We start from the raw sequence: 12,266 nt of genomic DNA on the forward strand, positions 1-12,266 counted from the left end.
TGACTGACCAGCCAAGAGTATACCTAATTAACTCAATGACGTGGATCGATCACGACACCGGCACGGATGACCAACCGGACCCGACCTGCTCGGGGATCGGCGAGGACCTGTTCGAGACGGTCATCGAGCAGGCACAGGTCCGCAGGCGCGTCGACGACGACCTGCCTGGGCGCGCCGCCCGGCGTCTCGGGGTCGGAGAGGTACCCGTCGAGGACCGTGGCGGGGGAGACCCGCTCGGCCGGGGTGATGATCCTGCCGGCTGCCGTGCTCCGGGACGCGGCGGACCGCATGATCTCCCAAGGATCGAGCGGTCCGTACGGGGCGTCGCTCGAGGGCGCGACATCGATCCCCGCGCCGAGCAGCGATCCGTACGGGTAGAGCAGCGGGTGGTCCGCGGGGTCCACGTCGGAGAGGTACTGGTCGCCACGCTCGGCGATGAAACCCGGCTGGGTCACGACCCGGAGACCCAGACGCGCGATCCACTCGGTCACCTCCGGCGGCACGACGGCGGCGTGCTCGATCCGGTCGCCCGGCAGCGCCCCGACCTGTTCGATGGCCACGAGCGTGAGCAGCAGCGACTCGCGGGTCACGCAGTGAACGGCGACCGGAGTGACCGTGGAGTGAACGCCGGAGATGGTCGCCGCGAGATCGTCGAGCGCGGGCAGGTCGTGGTCGCGCAGCAGCAGCTTGCGCGGCCCGTAGGTCACGCCCGGGGTGTGCGCGTCGGGGGCGGGAGTGCCGAGCAGGTGCACCCGCACCGGCAGCCTTCCGCTGTCGACGGCGTCGACGACGATCCGCCGACCGGCGGCGTCCAGATCCGGGGTCGCGTCGGTCACACCCGTGATGCCGAGGGAGGTCAGTCGCTCGCCCACCTTGCGCAGATCGGGCGGCTGGGCGCCGAGGATGTCGCGCAGACGCGCGTCGTAGCGCCACAGCCGTCCGGTCGGCCGCCCCTGCTCATCGCGCTCGACGTCAGCGCCCCGGTCGAGGTGCGGTCCGACCAGTCGGAGCGCCGCCGAGTTGAGCACCCACAGCGCACCGCTGCGGTGCTGGACCCGGATGGGAACCCCAGCCACCAGCCCATCGAGCGTGTGCCGGTCCAGCGGGCCGGCGACGCTCTCGTGGTAGCCGACGCCGCGGAGCCACTCGCCCGGTGCGAGCCCTCCGGCGGCGCGCTCGAGCGATTCACGCAGCTGCGTGCCGTCGGTCACTGAGGGCGGCCCGCAGGAGACCGACTGCATGGCAGCGGCCATCGCCAGCAGATGGAGGTGATGGTCGTGAAGGCCAGGGATCAGGGCACCTCCGTCGGCCTCCACGACGAGATCTCCCACCGTCGGACGGAGCTTCCCGGCGAGGGCCGTGACGACGCCTCCCGCGATCCGTACGTCCACGATCCGGCCGGCCACCTCGGCCTCACGGACGAAAAGGCTCATGCCACGCCCAGACGTGCGAGCACCTCGGCGGTGTCATGACCGAACGCCGCGGCGGGGCACTCGGGGCGTCGGACAGACGGCTCGGCCACGGGGATCGAGCCGTCCCCGGTCTGCACGACCCAGCCGGTCTCGCCGGCGCGGATCGCGGCGGTCACGGCGTGCGGGTCCCCGGCCACCGAGGCGGCCACGTCACGCATCGACACGTCGATCAGGTGGGCACGATCACCGCGCAGGGCGGCCTGGGTGGCGACCGCCGCGATGATTCCGGTCAGCGGATCGGCGATCGCGTCGCCGCACGGCACGAGCTCCTCGCCGTCGGCCAGGACGAGTCCGGCCGCGGCTGCCACGTCGTCGCCGAAGCCGATGCGATTGGCCCACGGGCCGGTGCGCCCGTACGCCGTTATCGAGGTCCAGATGGTGCCCCGGTCGACGCTGGCACCGGCGTCGATCCCGAGCTGCTCCAGGGCGCGCGGCCTGGACGCTTCCAGGACGACGTCCGCTGACTCGATCAGCCGGCGAAGCTGATCGCGGCCGTCGGCGGTCGTGAAGTCGAGGGCCACCGCTGCATGGCCTTGGTGCAGCAGGTCGAAGAAGGCCGGCGGACCGGTGCGGGCGCCGTCCGGGCGCCGGGTGCTCTCGACCTTGACCACCTCGGCCCCGGCGAGACCCAGCAGGTGCGCACAGAGCGGCCCGGCCCACAGGGACGTCAGGTCGACCACGAGCGGGGAAGGCCGCAGGCGGCGACGTGGACCGCCGGGCCGAGAGAGGATCGAGGTGCCGCCCGGGACGGCGAGGACGTCACGGCGATGCTGGAGCTGTTCGTCGGCGGGCGCCTGCCACCGGGGGACCGCAGCGCCTGCCAGACCCAGCAGCTGGGCGCGCGCCGCAGCCTCGGCTGCTGTGCGGTCTGCCGTCCAGCTCTCCAGGGCCGCCCACGGTTCGGCCGGATCATCTCCCTGCTCGAGAAGCGCGGGGACCATGGACAGGTCGTCGGCGCGGGGCAGCGAGAGGCCCAGGCTGCCGTCGGACGCGGCGAGCGTCCGGAAGGCGCCACCGCACGACCACGGCGCATTGCGCCGAAGGCCCATCACCGCCGCGCGTTCACCGAGCAGCTCGACACCGGGCAGGCGGGGCGTCCGTCCGGGCTGTTGCGGGGCCAGCAGCGAGAAGACGGCCAAGGCGGCCCGGACCGCGCCGGCGGGGTTGCCGGCCGGCGCCAGCGGCGGACCGTCGGGACGCCCGGTCAGTGCCATCGCGCCGGAGGAGGCCCAGTCTGCGAGCGGACTGGGCGCCGTCGTCAGGTCGAGGCGCAGGGCGTCGTCCGACGCGTCGTCGCCGGCGCCGAGGCAGGTCAGGAGATCACGCGCGTACTGAGCCGTCGATCCGTCGCCGGCCACGATGACATCGGTCCCGCTCAGCATGCGGCCGGGACGATCAGGCATGGCCGTCGACCAGGCCCCACCGCAGCGCGACGTCGATCGCCACGGGCCGCCCGCTCAGAGCGAGGAACGCGGTCCGCCAGCGGCCGATCCGTCGAGTGATGCTGACGGTGCCGCCGGCTCCCGGCACGAGACCCATGCGCAGCTCGGGCAGCTGGAAGTAGGCGTCCTTCCTGGCCTCGACACGACCTGCGAAGGCCGGCACCTCGACACCGGCGCCGATACATGCTCCGTGGACCACGACCCTGACTCGGGACGCGCTGCGGTGGATCGCGCGGCCGGCGCTCTGCCCGACGCGGAGAAGGTGGGCCGACGAGACGTCGTCGGCGGTGCCGAACTCGTCGAGATCGCCTCCGCTGCAGAACGACGGGCCGCGGCCCGACAGCTCGATCCGGCGGATGGTGTGGTCCAGCTCGGCCAGAGTCAATGCCTCGATGAGGCCGTCGCGAGTCGCCCGGCCGAAGGCATTGCGCCGCTCGGGCTGGTTGAGCGTCACGTGGAGGACGTCGTCGGTGCGGGACACGAGGACCGGGTCGGCGACGTCCGGGACGGGGCGGCGTGCCGTCCCGCTGCGCCACGCCGCGAACTCTCGCCCGGCGAGGAGGGTCGAGTAGGCCAGCGACTCGGCAACGAGGCCGTCGGACACGGGCAGGCGGCTCGTGAGCTGGAGCAGGCCGTTGAGCGTCAGCGCGGCGATCGGCGAAGCGCTGATGGCGGACTCGAGGTCTGCGAGGGCGTCGTCGAGGTCGTCGACCTCGACGACCTGCCTCTGGGGGGCGCAGCCGGCGTCGCCGGATGAGGTCACCGTGCAGGTCATGGCCTCGAGCAGTCGAGTCGGCACGGACGACGGAGATCGGGAGGTCACCCCGACGAGGATCGCGGTCGGACCGGACATGGCCTCCAGCGCCGCCGCCTCAGCGGCATCGTGCTGCGGCGTGGCATCGAGGTCGACGAGCCGGAACAGGTCGACCGGATCGCCGTCGGTGTCGAGCTGGAGGCGGCCTGCTCCGTCGGCCAGATCACTGAGCGTCATCAACGGCGCCGTCACGGCCTCAGACTACAGACTGATCGCCCCGACGCCGGGCACCACAGGTCGGCGGGGTCGAATCGCAGGGGGCCCCGCAGCGCTGATGCGCACGGGAGGCATCGGTGTGACGAAAAAACTGTGCCGGAACCTGCAACCGCTCGGCGTGCCGCCGACGAATAGCAGGCATGCACATCGCGCGTTCCCTCGGCATCCGCCTCGCCAGGCAGGACGAGGGCGCGTGGGAGGACGTCCACCCGCATGCCACCGATGAAACACCCACCCGAAAGGAAACACGATGAGGATCCGCACACTCACCACGGCCGTAGCCGCAGGGCTGACGCTGACACTGATCGGTCAAGTCGGCCCCGCCGGCGCCGAGGCGAAGAAGCCGGGCACGAAGAGTCTGGCGGCCGTGCTGGCCGCAGACGGAGGCGGCTACGACCGCAACTGGTCCGACTACGACATCCTCGACAAGGCCGTGAGGACTGTGCTGGCCGCCAAGCCGGACAGTGATGTCGCGGTCCTCGCCGACGGCAAGGTCAAGCTCACCGCATTCCTGCCCAAGGACATCGCCTTCCGACGTCTCGTCCGCGATCTGACCGGTCGGCAGCTGAGCAAGGAACGGTCCGTGTTCAAGGCTCTGACCAAGGTGGCCGACGTTGACACCCTCGAGGCCGTCCTGCTCTACCACGTGGTGCCCGGCGCCACGATCACCTACCGGCAGGCGCAGAAGGCCAACGGCGCGGCGTTGGACACCGCGTTGAGCGGTGCCGACATCCGAGTCAGCGTGCGCAAGGGAGCGGTGCGGCTGCGCGACGACGATCCGAACGACCGCGACCCGCTGGTCATCAAGTCCTCCAGCAACATCAACAAGGGCAACCGGCAGATCGCCCACGGCATCAACCGGGTCCTTCGACCGTCCGATCTCTGACCGCAGGACGTACGCGGCCCCGGCTCAGCCGGGGCCGCGTCGTCGGCCCGTGGGACCCCCAGCGAGTGTGGACCTCTAGGCTGCGGAGGCGCGCGTCTTGTCGATGCGGTGCACGCTGCACCGACATCCGCGCCCCATGTCGCCGATCCGTCAGTGAGGGAACACATACATGTGCCGAGTGCTCGCCTACATCGGGCCAGAGATGCCGGTGGAGAACCTGCTCCTCAAGCCCGAGAACAGCCTCATCAACCAGACTCTCGACCCGGAGCGCCACCCGCAGCTCCAGCTCGCAGGCTGGGGATTCGGCATCTGGAGCGAGCATCTGCTGAAGACGGACGAGCCCTTGCTGTACCACCGGCCGATGGCTGCGTTCTACGACGACAACGTGGCGGGCATCGTGCCGAGCCTGCAGGCCAGCACGCTGCTTGCCCATGTTCGAGCTGCCGACTACAACTCGGCAGCCGTCCTGGCCGACGAGAACTGCCACCCGTTCTCGTACCAGGGCACCCCGGGGATGATCGCCCAGAACGGCGACCTGCCCCATTGGAAGCTGTTGCAGCGCGAGCTGCTGCCGCACTGCAAGGACGAGTTCCTGAAGCAGATGCGCGGCACCACCGACACGGAGTTCCTGTACGTGCTTCTCCTCTCCCTGCTCGAGGACGACAGCGATGACGGCGTGCAGCGCGGATTCGAGGAGATGCTGAAGCTCATCGTCAAGGCCATGGACAGCCTCGAGCTCCCCAGCCTGACCAAGCTGAAGATGGCCCTGGTCGCCCCGAACCGCATCATCGGAGTCAACGTCGGCACAGGACACCAGGGCGAGACCGATCCGGCGGGGGACTGGAGAGAGCTGCGCAAATCCGGTCCAGGCACGGACGACTTCGCTCTCTCCATGCTCCTGGAGCCGATGTATCTGCTGGTGGGTCGCAACTTCGAGGACGACGAGACGACCTATGACTTCGAGGACTGCACGGAGGAAGAGGCGACGTCGGTCATCCTCGCCTCCGAGCCGCTGACGGACAACGACGCCTGGTTGGACCTGGACTTCGGTGACATCGTCTTTCTCGAGAAGAAGGGCACGAGCATCACGAGAACCGTCCGCACCCTGAGCGTGTAGGCGGGCGTCAGTCGCCCACCCGGCCGGTGTCGTAGGCCCACATCGCGATCTCGACCCTGTTGCGGGCGCCGATCTTGGCCAGCAGGCTGGCGACGTGGGTCTTGGCGGTCGTCAGGCCGATGAAGAGATCGGCGGCGATCTCGGCGTTCGTGCGGCCGCGGGCGACCAGCACCAGCACCTCCTCCTCGCGGTCGGTGAGCGGCTCGATCGGCTGGGTACGACGGTTCGACGGGTTCCTGGCGGCCAGGGTGGACAGCAGCCGCCGGGTGATGTTCGGCGCGATCAGGGCATCGCCCACGGCGGCGGCGTGCACGGCCTGGACGAGCAGCTGCGGCCCGGCGTCCTTGAGCAGGAAGCCCCGGGCTCCGGCCCGCAGCGCGCCGTGGACGTACTCGTCGAGGTCGAAGGTCGTGATCACCACCACGGCCATCGGGTCCCGGACGCCCCGTCCGGCCAGGAGCTCGGTCACCTCGATGCCGTCGAGCCCGGGCATCCTGATGTCGAGCAGGCACACTTCGGGGCGGAGCCGACGCGCCAGATCGACCGCGACGTGGCCGTCCGCCGCCTGGCCGACGACCTCGATGCCCGGCTGCGCGTCGAGAATCATGGAGAGGCCGGTGCGCACCAGGTCCTGGTCGTCGGCCACCATCACGCGTACCGTCATGGGCCCACCTCCATCGGGAGCTCGGCGTCGACCGCCCACCCGCCTTCGGGCGCCGGCCCGGCACGCAGCGTGCCGCCGAGCAGGTGCACGCGCTCGGTCATCCCCAGCAGCCCGAAGCCATGGGCCACCGGCCGTACCGGGTCGATCTGTCCGTCGTCGGTCACCCGCAGTCGCAGCCGTCCTTCGCCCTCGACGACCCGGATCTCCACGCGCGAGGCGTTGCGGGCGTGCCGCAGGGCGTTGGTCAGGGCCTCCTGCGCCAGCCGGTAGACCGCTGCGTCGACCTGGAGCGGAAGCTCGCCCAGATCGCCCGGGAGCCTCACGTCGACGACCGGTGCCCGGTCATGGCGGGCGAGGGCCGCCAGGTCGGCCACGCCGGGCTGGGGGGCGTACTCCGCCGACGTTCCGTCGCGCAGCACCCGGACCATGGCCCGCATCTCCGTGAGCGTCCGCGATGCCTCCCCCTCGATGACGGCCAGCGCCTCGAGCGCCGCTTCGGGTCGCTGCCCCACCAACGCCTGGCCGGCCTGCGCCTGCACGGCGATGGCCGAGACGTGGTGGGCGACCATGTCGTGCAGCTCTCGCGCGAGGCCGACCCGCTCCTGGCTGCGGATCTGATCCAGCGCCCGGCTCCAGCTCTCGGCGCGGTAGCGGAACGCCGCGCCCCCCGCGGCAGACGCCGCCAGGACGGCGAACCCGCCGAAGACGTCGCCGGGCCCGGTCGCGTCGGCGACCGTGCCGACGACCGCAGCGACCAGCACCACCGTCAGCCCGATCACGATCTCGCGCCCCGAGCCCCAACGGACCAGCGCGTAGACGAACACCAGGACGAAGATCATCGTGTTGAGACCGAGGCTGGATGCCCCACCCACGAGGCTCGCCAGCCCCAGCACCAACGCGGTGCCGAAGGCCGCCACGACACAGGCCAACGGGTGGGTACGCCGCCACAGCAACACCGGCGCGAGCCCGATCGTCACGATCGTCACGATCGGCCGCCAGGCGACGTCGTCCCGCAGGACTCCCTCGAGGAGGGCTGCCACCATCACCGCCGCGACCAGCGCCCAGTCGCGCGACACCCGATCGGGAGCGTCCGCGGCGCGGGGCTCGGCCCACAGCGAGCGCAGGGCGTTGGTGATCACCCGCCCCAGCCTAGGGGCCGCCGGGGCGCTGCGGACCGACCGAAAGAACGAGATCCCGCTCGTCCCCACGGACGACGCGGGTCCGGCCTCGACGCCGATGTGGCCGGCCCGGCGGTCCACGAGCGTGGAGCCAACGGGCCACGAGGCCCGACCCATCGACCAAGGAGAAGAGCCATGTCACGGTTGCTGTACCGCTGGGGACGCTGGTCGGCCACCAGGCCGTGGATCGCCATCGGAGCCTGGGTGCTCCTCTCGGTGCTGGTGGTCACCGCCTCGGCCGGCTTCGGGAAGCACCTGGACGACTCGATGGCGGCGCCGGGGACCGACTCCCAGGCCGCCGCTGACCTGCTGGCGAGTGCCGACAGCGGCGCCGGAGGGCTCACGGCGTACGTCGTGGCGACCCCGGAGCAGGGCGACGTGACCTTCATGGACTCTCGGCAGGCCGAGGCCGGCCTGGACCGGCTGGAGTCGGCCGTGGGCGAGCTGCCGAAGGTGCTGGGCACGACACGAGAGGTGTCGCCGGACGGCCGGGTGGCCCTGCTGCGGGTGCAGTACCCCGAGATCGGGGAGCTCGCCGCCTCCGACCTGACCGCGCTCAAGGACGTCCTGGCCGAGGCGCGGTCCTCGTCGTCGCTGCGGCTCGAGGCTGGCGGTGACCTCTACTTCAGCTTCGAGCAGCCGCCCGCCAACGTGGGCGAGGCGATCGGTTTGGTGGTCGCGGCGGTGATCCTGGTGGCGGCCTTCGGGTCCTTGCTGGCCGCCGGGCTGCCGCTGGCGGTGGCGCTGTTCGGCCTGCTGGTGGGCGCCAGCCTGATCCCGCTGCTCGGGCTGCTCATCGACGTCCCCGTCTGGGCGCCGGTCATGGCGGCCATGGTCGGGCTGGGCGTCGGCATCGACTACGCGCTGTTCCTCCTCTCGCGCCACCGGGAGCACCTCGCTGCGGGCGTCCCGGTCGCGGAGGCGGTGGGGCGCTCCCTGGCGACCGCCGGGCAGGCCGTCGTCTTCGCCGGGACCACCGTGGTGGTGGCGATCCTCGGGCTGGGATTCGCGGGGCTCCCGTTCGTCACCGCGGGTGGTGCGGGCGTCGCCGCGGTGGTGCTCGTGATGGTGCTCGCGGCGATCACCCTGCTGCCGGCGCTGCTCGGGCTGGCCGGAGAGCGACTCCAGGCACGCGGTCTCCTGGCCCGGCGCGGCGAACGGCGCGGGCAGGGGCAGCGGACCGACGCCGCGGCGCTGCGCTGGTCCTGCTGGGGTGCACACGTCACGCGGCACGCCGCGGCGTACGCCGTCGCCGGCACGACCCTGCTCCTCGCCCTCGCCGCGCCCGTCCTCGCCCTGCGGCTGGGCCTGCCGGACCAGGGGACCTACCCCGAGGCGCGCACCGAGCGGCGAGCCTACGACCTGGTCGCCGACGGCTTCGGCCCCGGTGCCACCGGGCCGATGGTCGTGGCCGTCGACGTCTCCCGGGACCGGTCCGTGGTCGATCCGCTGGCCGCGGCGCTGGCTGCCGACCCGGGCATCGCCTCGGCCGTGGTCGCCCCCGTGGAGGCGACGTCCGACGTCGCCGTGATCATCGCCCAGCCGACGACGACACCGCAGGACACGGAGACGGTCCGCACGCTCGACCGGATGCGCACCGAGGTGTTGCCGTCCGCGCTGGCGGGCAGCCCGGCAACCGCTCATGTCGGCGGCTACACCGCCACCATGTCCGACCTCAGCCAGCGCGTCGAGCAACGGCTGCCGATCATCCTGGTCGCGGTCGTGGCGATGTCCTTCCTGCTGCTGATGGTGCTGTTCCGCTCCGTGGTGGTGCCGCTCAAGGCAGCGGTGCTGAACCTGCTGAGCGTCGCCGCGTCGTACGGCGTGCTGGTGATGGTCTTCCAATGGGGCTGGGCAGCGAGCCTGATCGGCTTGGAGTCGACGGTGCCGATCATCTCGTTCATCCCGCTGTTCGTGTTCGCGATCCTCTTCGGGCTGTCCATGGACTACGAGGTCTTCCTGCTCTCTCGGGTGCGCGAGGAGTATCTGCGCACAGGCGACAACGGCTACGCCGTGGTGCGGGGGATCGGGGTCACGGCTCGGACCATCTCGTGTGGTGCCGCGATCATGGTGTCGGTCTTCGTCGGCTTCGGCTTCGGCGACGACCCCGTCCTCAAGATGCTCGGTCTCGGGCTCGCGACCGCGGTGTTCCTCGACGCGACGTTGGTGCGCCTCGTGCTGGTGCCCGCGACGATGAAGCTGCTCGGCGACGCCAACTGGTGGCTCCCGGCGTGGCTCGACCGGCTGTTGCCCCACTTGGACCTGGACGACTCCCTTCCCGCGCGGGGGGAGGGCGAAGCGAGCGCCGCAGCTATGCTGTCACCGCTTTCCCGCGCCCATGAGACAGGAGCTCTTCATGAAGCTGACGCCGGATGATGAGGGATTTCTCCGCGCGGCGATCACCCTGGCGGCCGACAGCCGGGCAGCCGGCGACGCCCCCTTCGGCAGCCTGCTCGTCGACCGGCACGGCGCGGTGATCGCCCAGGACCACAACACCGTCACGTCTGAGCGTGACATCACGGCGCACCCCGAGCTCAAGCTCGCCCGGTGGGCCGCGCGCGAGCTGACTGCGTCCGAGGCAGGCGCGACCACGATGTACACCAGCTGCGAACCGTGCTCGATGTGCACCGGCGCGATCGACCGTGCCGGTCTCGCACGCGTCGTGTTCGCTCTGCCGGCCGCGGCACTCGACTCGATCAAGCGATCGGGCGAGGTGCCCACGGTGCCCCGGGTCGGCCCCGGCCTGGTGCAGGAAGCCGTCCTCGTCGTCCAGGGGTACTACTGACTCTCGCTGTGTCGCCCCGCGTCGTGGATGTCGTCCAGCTCCCGGGGCCGTTGGGCCCTGTCGCCGGAGTCCCCGCGTGCGTACGGTCGGCAGGGACTGCACCCGGGGACGGCAGAGGTCCCCCGTCCACGACAGGAGACGCTCATGCACGTGCCCGACGGTTTCCTCGACGCACCGACGTCGGTCGCGACCGGCGCGGTCGCGGTGACAGCCGTGGGCCTGGCCCTGCCGTCGTCCAACCTCGACCCGGCCTCGCGCCGCGAGCTGGCCGACACGTGCGCTCGCTCGACGTCACGGTGCTGATGGTGACCCACGACCTGCCGTACGCGCTGGAGCTGTGCGAGCGATCGGTGATCCTGTCCGGCGGGCGCCTGGTGGCGGACGGCACCACGGTCGAGGTGCTGACCGACACCTCGACCATGGCTGCCCACCGGCTGGAGTTCCCGGTCGGCTTCGACCCGACCAACAGACGTCCGTGACTCAGACGCGCACGCGGGGCACCTGGCTCAGCGCGAGCACCGCGGCCGGCTGATCTTCACGGTGTAGGTGCCCGTGGTGTCCGGCAGGGTCATCTTGACTCGCGCCGTCAGCTTGCCCGAGCGCTTCTTGAGCGCCTTCCTGGAGGTGTACACCGCGAACGGGGCCGAGCTGTCGCGGGCGATGAACTTGCGGCCCACCTTGAAATCGGCCCGCACGACGGGGCCGCCCTTGGTCAGCACACGCAGGCGCACCTTCGAGCCGCGGCACACCGCCTCGCCACGCACGGCCTTGACGATCGTGCGGTTGCGCAGCACCGTGGCCCGGCGTGCCGCCGCTGTGACGGTCGGCGCCACCGCCTGCATCCCGATCGCGGTCGGGTGGAACGGGATCGCGCCGTCTGCGCTGAGCGGGATGAGACCCTCCATCCAGCGCTGGCCGGCAGGCGCGCACGCCGTGTGGTCGATGCTGCCCGGCGTGGCCCGCACATCGGCGAACGTCACGTTCGCCGAGCGCGCCGAGTCGCGCAGCACCGTGCTCATGTGGTCGACGAGTCCCTGGATGTAATCGGCGTCCGAGGCGGTCAGGGGCTGCACCGCCGGGCAGCCGCCCGGCGGGATGTAGAGCCCGTAGCCGACCACGACGATCGCAGCGCGGGGGGCCTTCTTCTTGATCGCCTTGAGAGCGGCGGCGAGCTCGGGGCGGGTCGCCTCGATCTTGTCGTGGACGGTCCGGCCGTCCCGCTCCTTGCAGCCGGGGGAGATCGGGTTGACACAGCCGCTGACGGTGCTGACGATCCCCGCGTCGTTCGCCCCGATGGGGCCCACGGTCACGAGGGTCGTGTTGCGTCCCACCGCGTCGATCTGCGGGGGCTCGGACCCCTGCGGCTTCGTGATGTTGTCGATCGTGGCGCTCGAGCACGTGGCATCGGTGAACGCGCGGGCACCGAGGCTGGCGGCGGTCAGCGTCGCGAAGTTCTTCTCGCTGCGGTAGCAGGGGGCTCCGCCGGGACGCTGCGGCAGGAGGATCGGACCGGCGGCGACCGAGTCGCCCATCGCGACGTACCTCTCGCCCCCAGCGCCGTTGTCGTAGACCTTGACCGCGGCGCCTGCGCCTGTCGCGGTCAGTGTCATCGCCAAGACCGTCATCGCGAGTGCTGCAGTCGCTTGTCGCCTCATGGTCGTCCCTTCAACCCTTCACGGGGTAACACGCTGT

Annotated in this window: 12 protein-coding genes; 6 read left to right on the top strand and 6 right to left on the bottom strand. The window is 71.3% G+C overall.

All coding sequences use genetic code 11. The features are described 5' to 3' along the window. Positions 1-32: 32 nt before the first annotated feature. Genes GEV27_RS09305 through GEV27_RS09315 form a run of 3 tightly spaced genes read right to left on the bottom strand, consistent with a single transcriptional unit; the run spans position 33 to position 3,920 of the window. On the bottom strand, positions 33-1,433 hold the full coding sequence (locus GEV27_RS09305) for an amidohydrolase family protein (RefSeq protein ID WP_153934108.1): 1,401 nt from the start codon (positions 1,431-1,433) through the stop codon (positions 33-35). Further along, positions 1,430-2,875, bottom strand: coding sequence for a CoA transferase (locus tag GEV27_RS09310; RefSeq protein ID WP_228765142.1), 1,446 nt, complete (start codon positions 2,873-2,875; stop codon positions 1,430-1,432). Before GEV27_RS09310 ends, GEV27_RS09305 begins: the two co-directional genes overlap by 4 nt. Next, on the bottom strand, positions 2,868-3,920 hold the full coding sequence (locus tag GEV27_RS09315; RefSeq protein WP_309222141.1) for an enoyl-CoA hydratase/isomerase family protein: 1,053 nt from the start codon (positions 3,918-3,920) through the stop codon (positions 2,868-2,870). The genes GEV27_RS09310 and GEV27_RS09315 overlap by 8 nt, the downstream gene beginning before the upstream one ends. Before the next feature lie 274 nt (positions 3,921-4,194). On the opposite strand from GEV27_RS09315, the gene GEV27_RS09320 reads away from it, so the two are divergent. Further along, positions 4,195-4,830: a fasciclin domain-containing protein gene (locus GEV27_RS09320; protein WP_153934109.1), complete on the top strand. Its 636-nt coding sequence runs from the start codon at positions 4,195-4,197 to the stop codon at positions 4,828-4,830. A 169-nt stretch (positions 4,831-4,999) separates the two neighbouring features. Next, positions 5,000-5,947 carry a class II glutamine amidotransferase gene (locus tag GEV27_RS09325; protein ID WP_153934110.1) on the top strand — a complete coding sequence of 316 codons (948 nt, stop codon included), beginning with the start codon at positions 5,000-5,002 and terminating at the stop codon, positions 5,945-5,947. A gap of 7 nt (positions 5,948-5,954) precedes the next feature. Here the strand turns inward: GEV27_RS09325 and GEV27_RS09330 are convergent, their stop codons facing one another. After that, positions 5,955-6,611, bottom strand: a complete 657-nt coding sequence (locus GEV27_RS09330) for a response regulator transcription factor (protein WP_153934111.1) — start codon at positions 6,609-6,611, stop codon at positions 5,955-5,957. Further along, positions 6,608-7,906 carry a sensor histidine kinase gene (locus GEV27_RS09335; protein ID WP_153934112.1) on the bottom strand — a complete coding sequence of 433 codons (1,299 nt, stop codon included), beginning with the start codon at positions 7,904-7,906 and terminating at the stop codon, positions 6,608-6,610. The genes GEV27_RS09330 and GEV27_RS09335 overlap by 4 nt, the downstream gene beginning before the upstream one ends. Positions 7,907-7,924: 18 nt before the next feature. On the opposite strand from GEV27_RS09335, the gene GEV27_RS09340 reads away from it, so the two are divergent. The 4 genes from GEV27_RS09340 (at position 7,925) to GEV27_RS09355 (ending at position 11,053) form a co-directional block, all read left to right on the top strand. Beyond that, positions 7,925-10,165, top strand: coding sequence for an MMPL family transporter (locus GEV27_RS09340; protein ID WP_153934113.1), 2,241 nt, complete (start codon positions 7,925-7,927; stop codon positions 10,163-10,165). Continuing rightward, positions 10,146-10,574, top strand: a complete 429-nt coding sequence (locus GEV27_RS09345; RefSeq protein WP_153934114.1) for a nucleoside deaminase — start codon at positions 10,146-10,148, stop codon at positions 10,572-10,574. Before GEV27_RS09340 ends, GEV27_RS09345 begins: the two co-directional genes overlap by 20 nt. 144 nt (positions 10,575-10,718) lie before the next feature. Beyond that, on the top strand, positions 10,719-10,877 hold the full coding sequence (locus GEV27_RS17785) for a hypothetical protein (RefSeq protein WP_228765143.1): 159 nt from the start codon (positions 10,719-10,721) through the stop codon (positions 10,875-10,877). Continuing rightward, the gene (locus GEV27_RS09355; protein WP_228765144.1) at positions 10,850-11,053 is read left to right on the top strand and encodes a hypothetical protein; all 204 of its coding nucleotides are present in this window, start codon (positions 10,850-10,852) and stop codon (positions 11,051-11,053) included. Before GEV27_RS17785 ends, GEV27_RS09355 begins: the two co-directional genes overlap by 28 nt. A gap of 27 nt (positions 11,054-11,080) precedes the next feature. Here the strand turns inward: GEV27_RS09355 and GEV27_RS09360 are convergent, their stop codons facing one another. Then, positions 11,081-12,184 carry an SGNH/GDSL hydrolase family protein gene (locus tag GEV27_RS09360; protein WP_194944176.1) on the bottom strand — a complete coding sequence of 368 codons (1,104 nt, stop codon included), beginning with the start codon at positions 12,182-12,184 and terminating at the stop codon, positions 11,081-11,083. Positions 12,185-12,266: the final 82 nt, after the last annotated feature.

The sequence above is a fragment of the Aeromicrobium sp. S22 genome (genome assembly GCF_009661045.1).
GTDB lineage: Bacteria > Actinomycetota > Actinomycetes > Propionibacteriales > Nocardioidaceae > Aeromicrobium > Aeromicrobium yanjiei.

Bases quoted from the DNA above. Each gene is read 5' to 3' on its own strand.
- GEV27_RS09305 (WP_153934108.1), bottom strand. From the start codon at position 1,433: ATGAGCCTTTTCGTCCGTGAGGCCGAGGTGGCCGGCCGGATCGTGGAC.
- GEV27_RS09310 (WP_228765142.1), bottom strand. From the start codon at position 2,875: ATGCCTGATCGTCCCGGCCGCATGCTGAGCGGGACCGATGTCATCGTG.
- GEV27_RS09320 (WP_153934109.1), top strand. From the start codon at position 4,195: ATGAGGATCCGCACACTCACCACGGCCGTAGCCGCAGGGCTGACGCTG.
- GEV27_RS09325 (WP_153934110.1), top strand. From the start codon at position 5,000: ATGTGCCGAGTGCTCGCCTACATCGGGCCAGAGATGCCGGTGGAGAAC.
- GEV27_RS09330 (WP_153934111.1), bottom strand. From the start codon at position 6,611: ATGACGGTACGCGTGATGGTGGCCGACGACCAGGACCTGGTGCGCACC.
- GEV27_RS09335 (WP_153934112.1), bottom strand. From the start codon at position 7,906: ATGGGTCGGGCCTCGTGGCCCGTTGGCTCCACGCTCGTGGACCGCCGG.
- GEV27_RS09340 (WP_153934113.1), top strand. From the start codon at position 7,925: ATGTCACGGTTGCTGTACCGCTGGGGACGCTGGTCGGCCACCAGGCCG.
- GEV27_RS09345 (WP_153934114.1), top strand. From the start codon at position 10,146: ATGAAGCTGACGCCGGATGATGAGGGATTTCTCCGCGCGGCGATCACC.
- GEV27_RS17785 (WP_228765143.1), top strand. From the start codon at position 10,719: ATGCACGTGCCCGACGGTTTCCTCGACGCACCGACGTCGGTCGCGACC.
- GEV27_RS09360 (WP_194944176.1), bottom strand. From the start codon at position 12,184: ATGACACTGACCGCGACAGGCGCAGGCGCCGCGGTCAAGGTCTACGAC.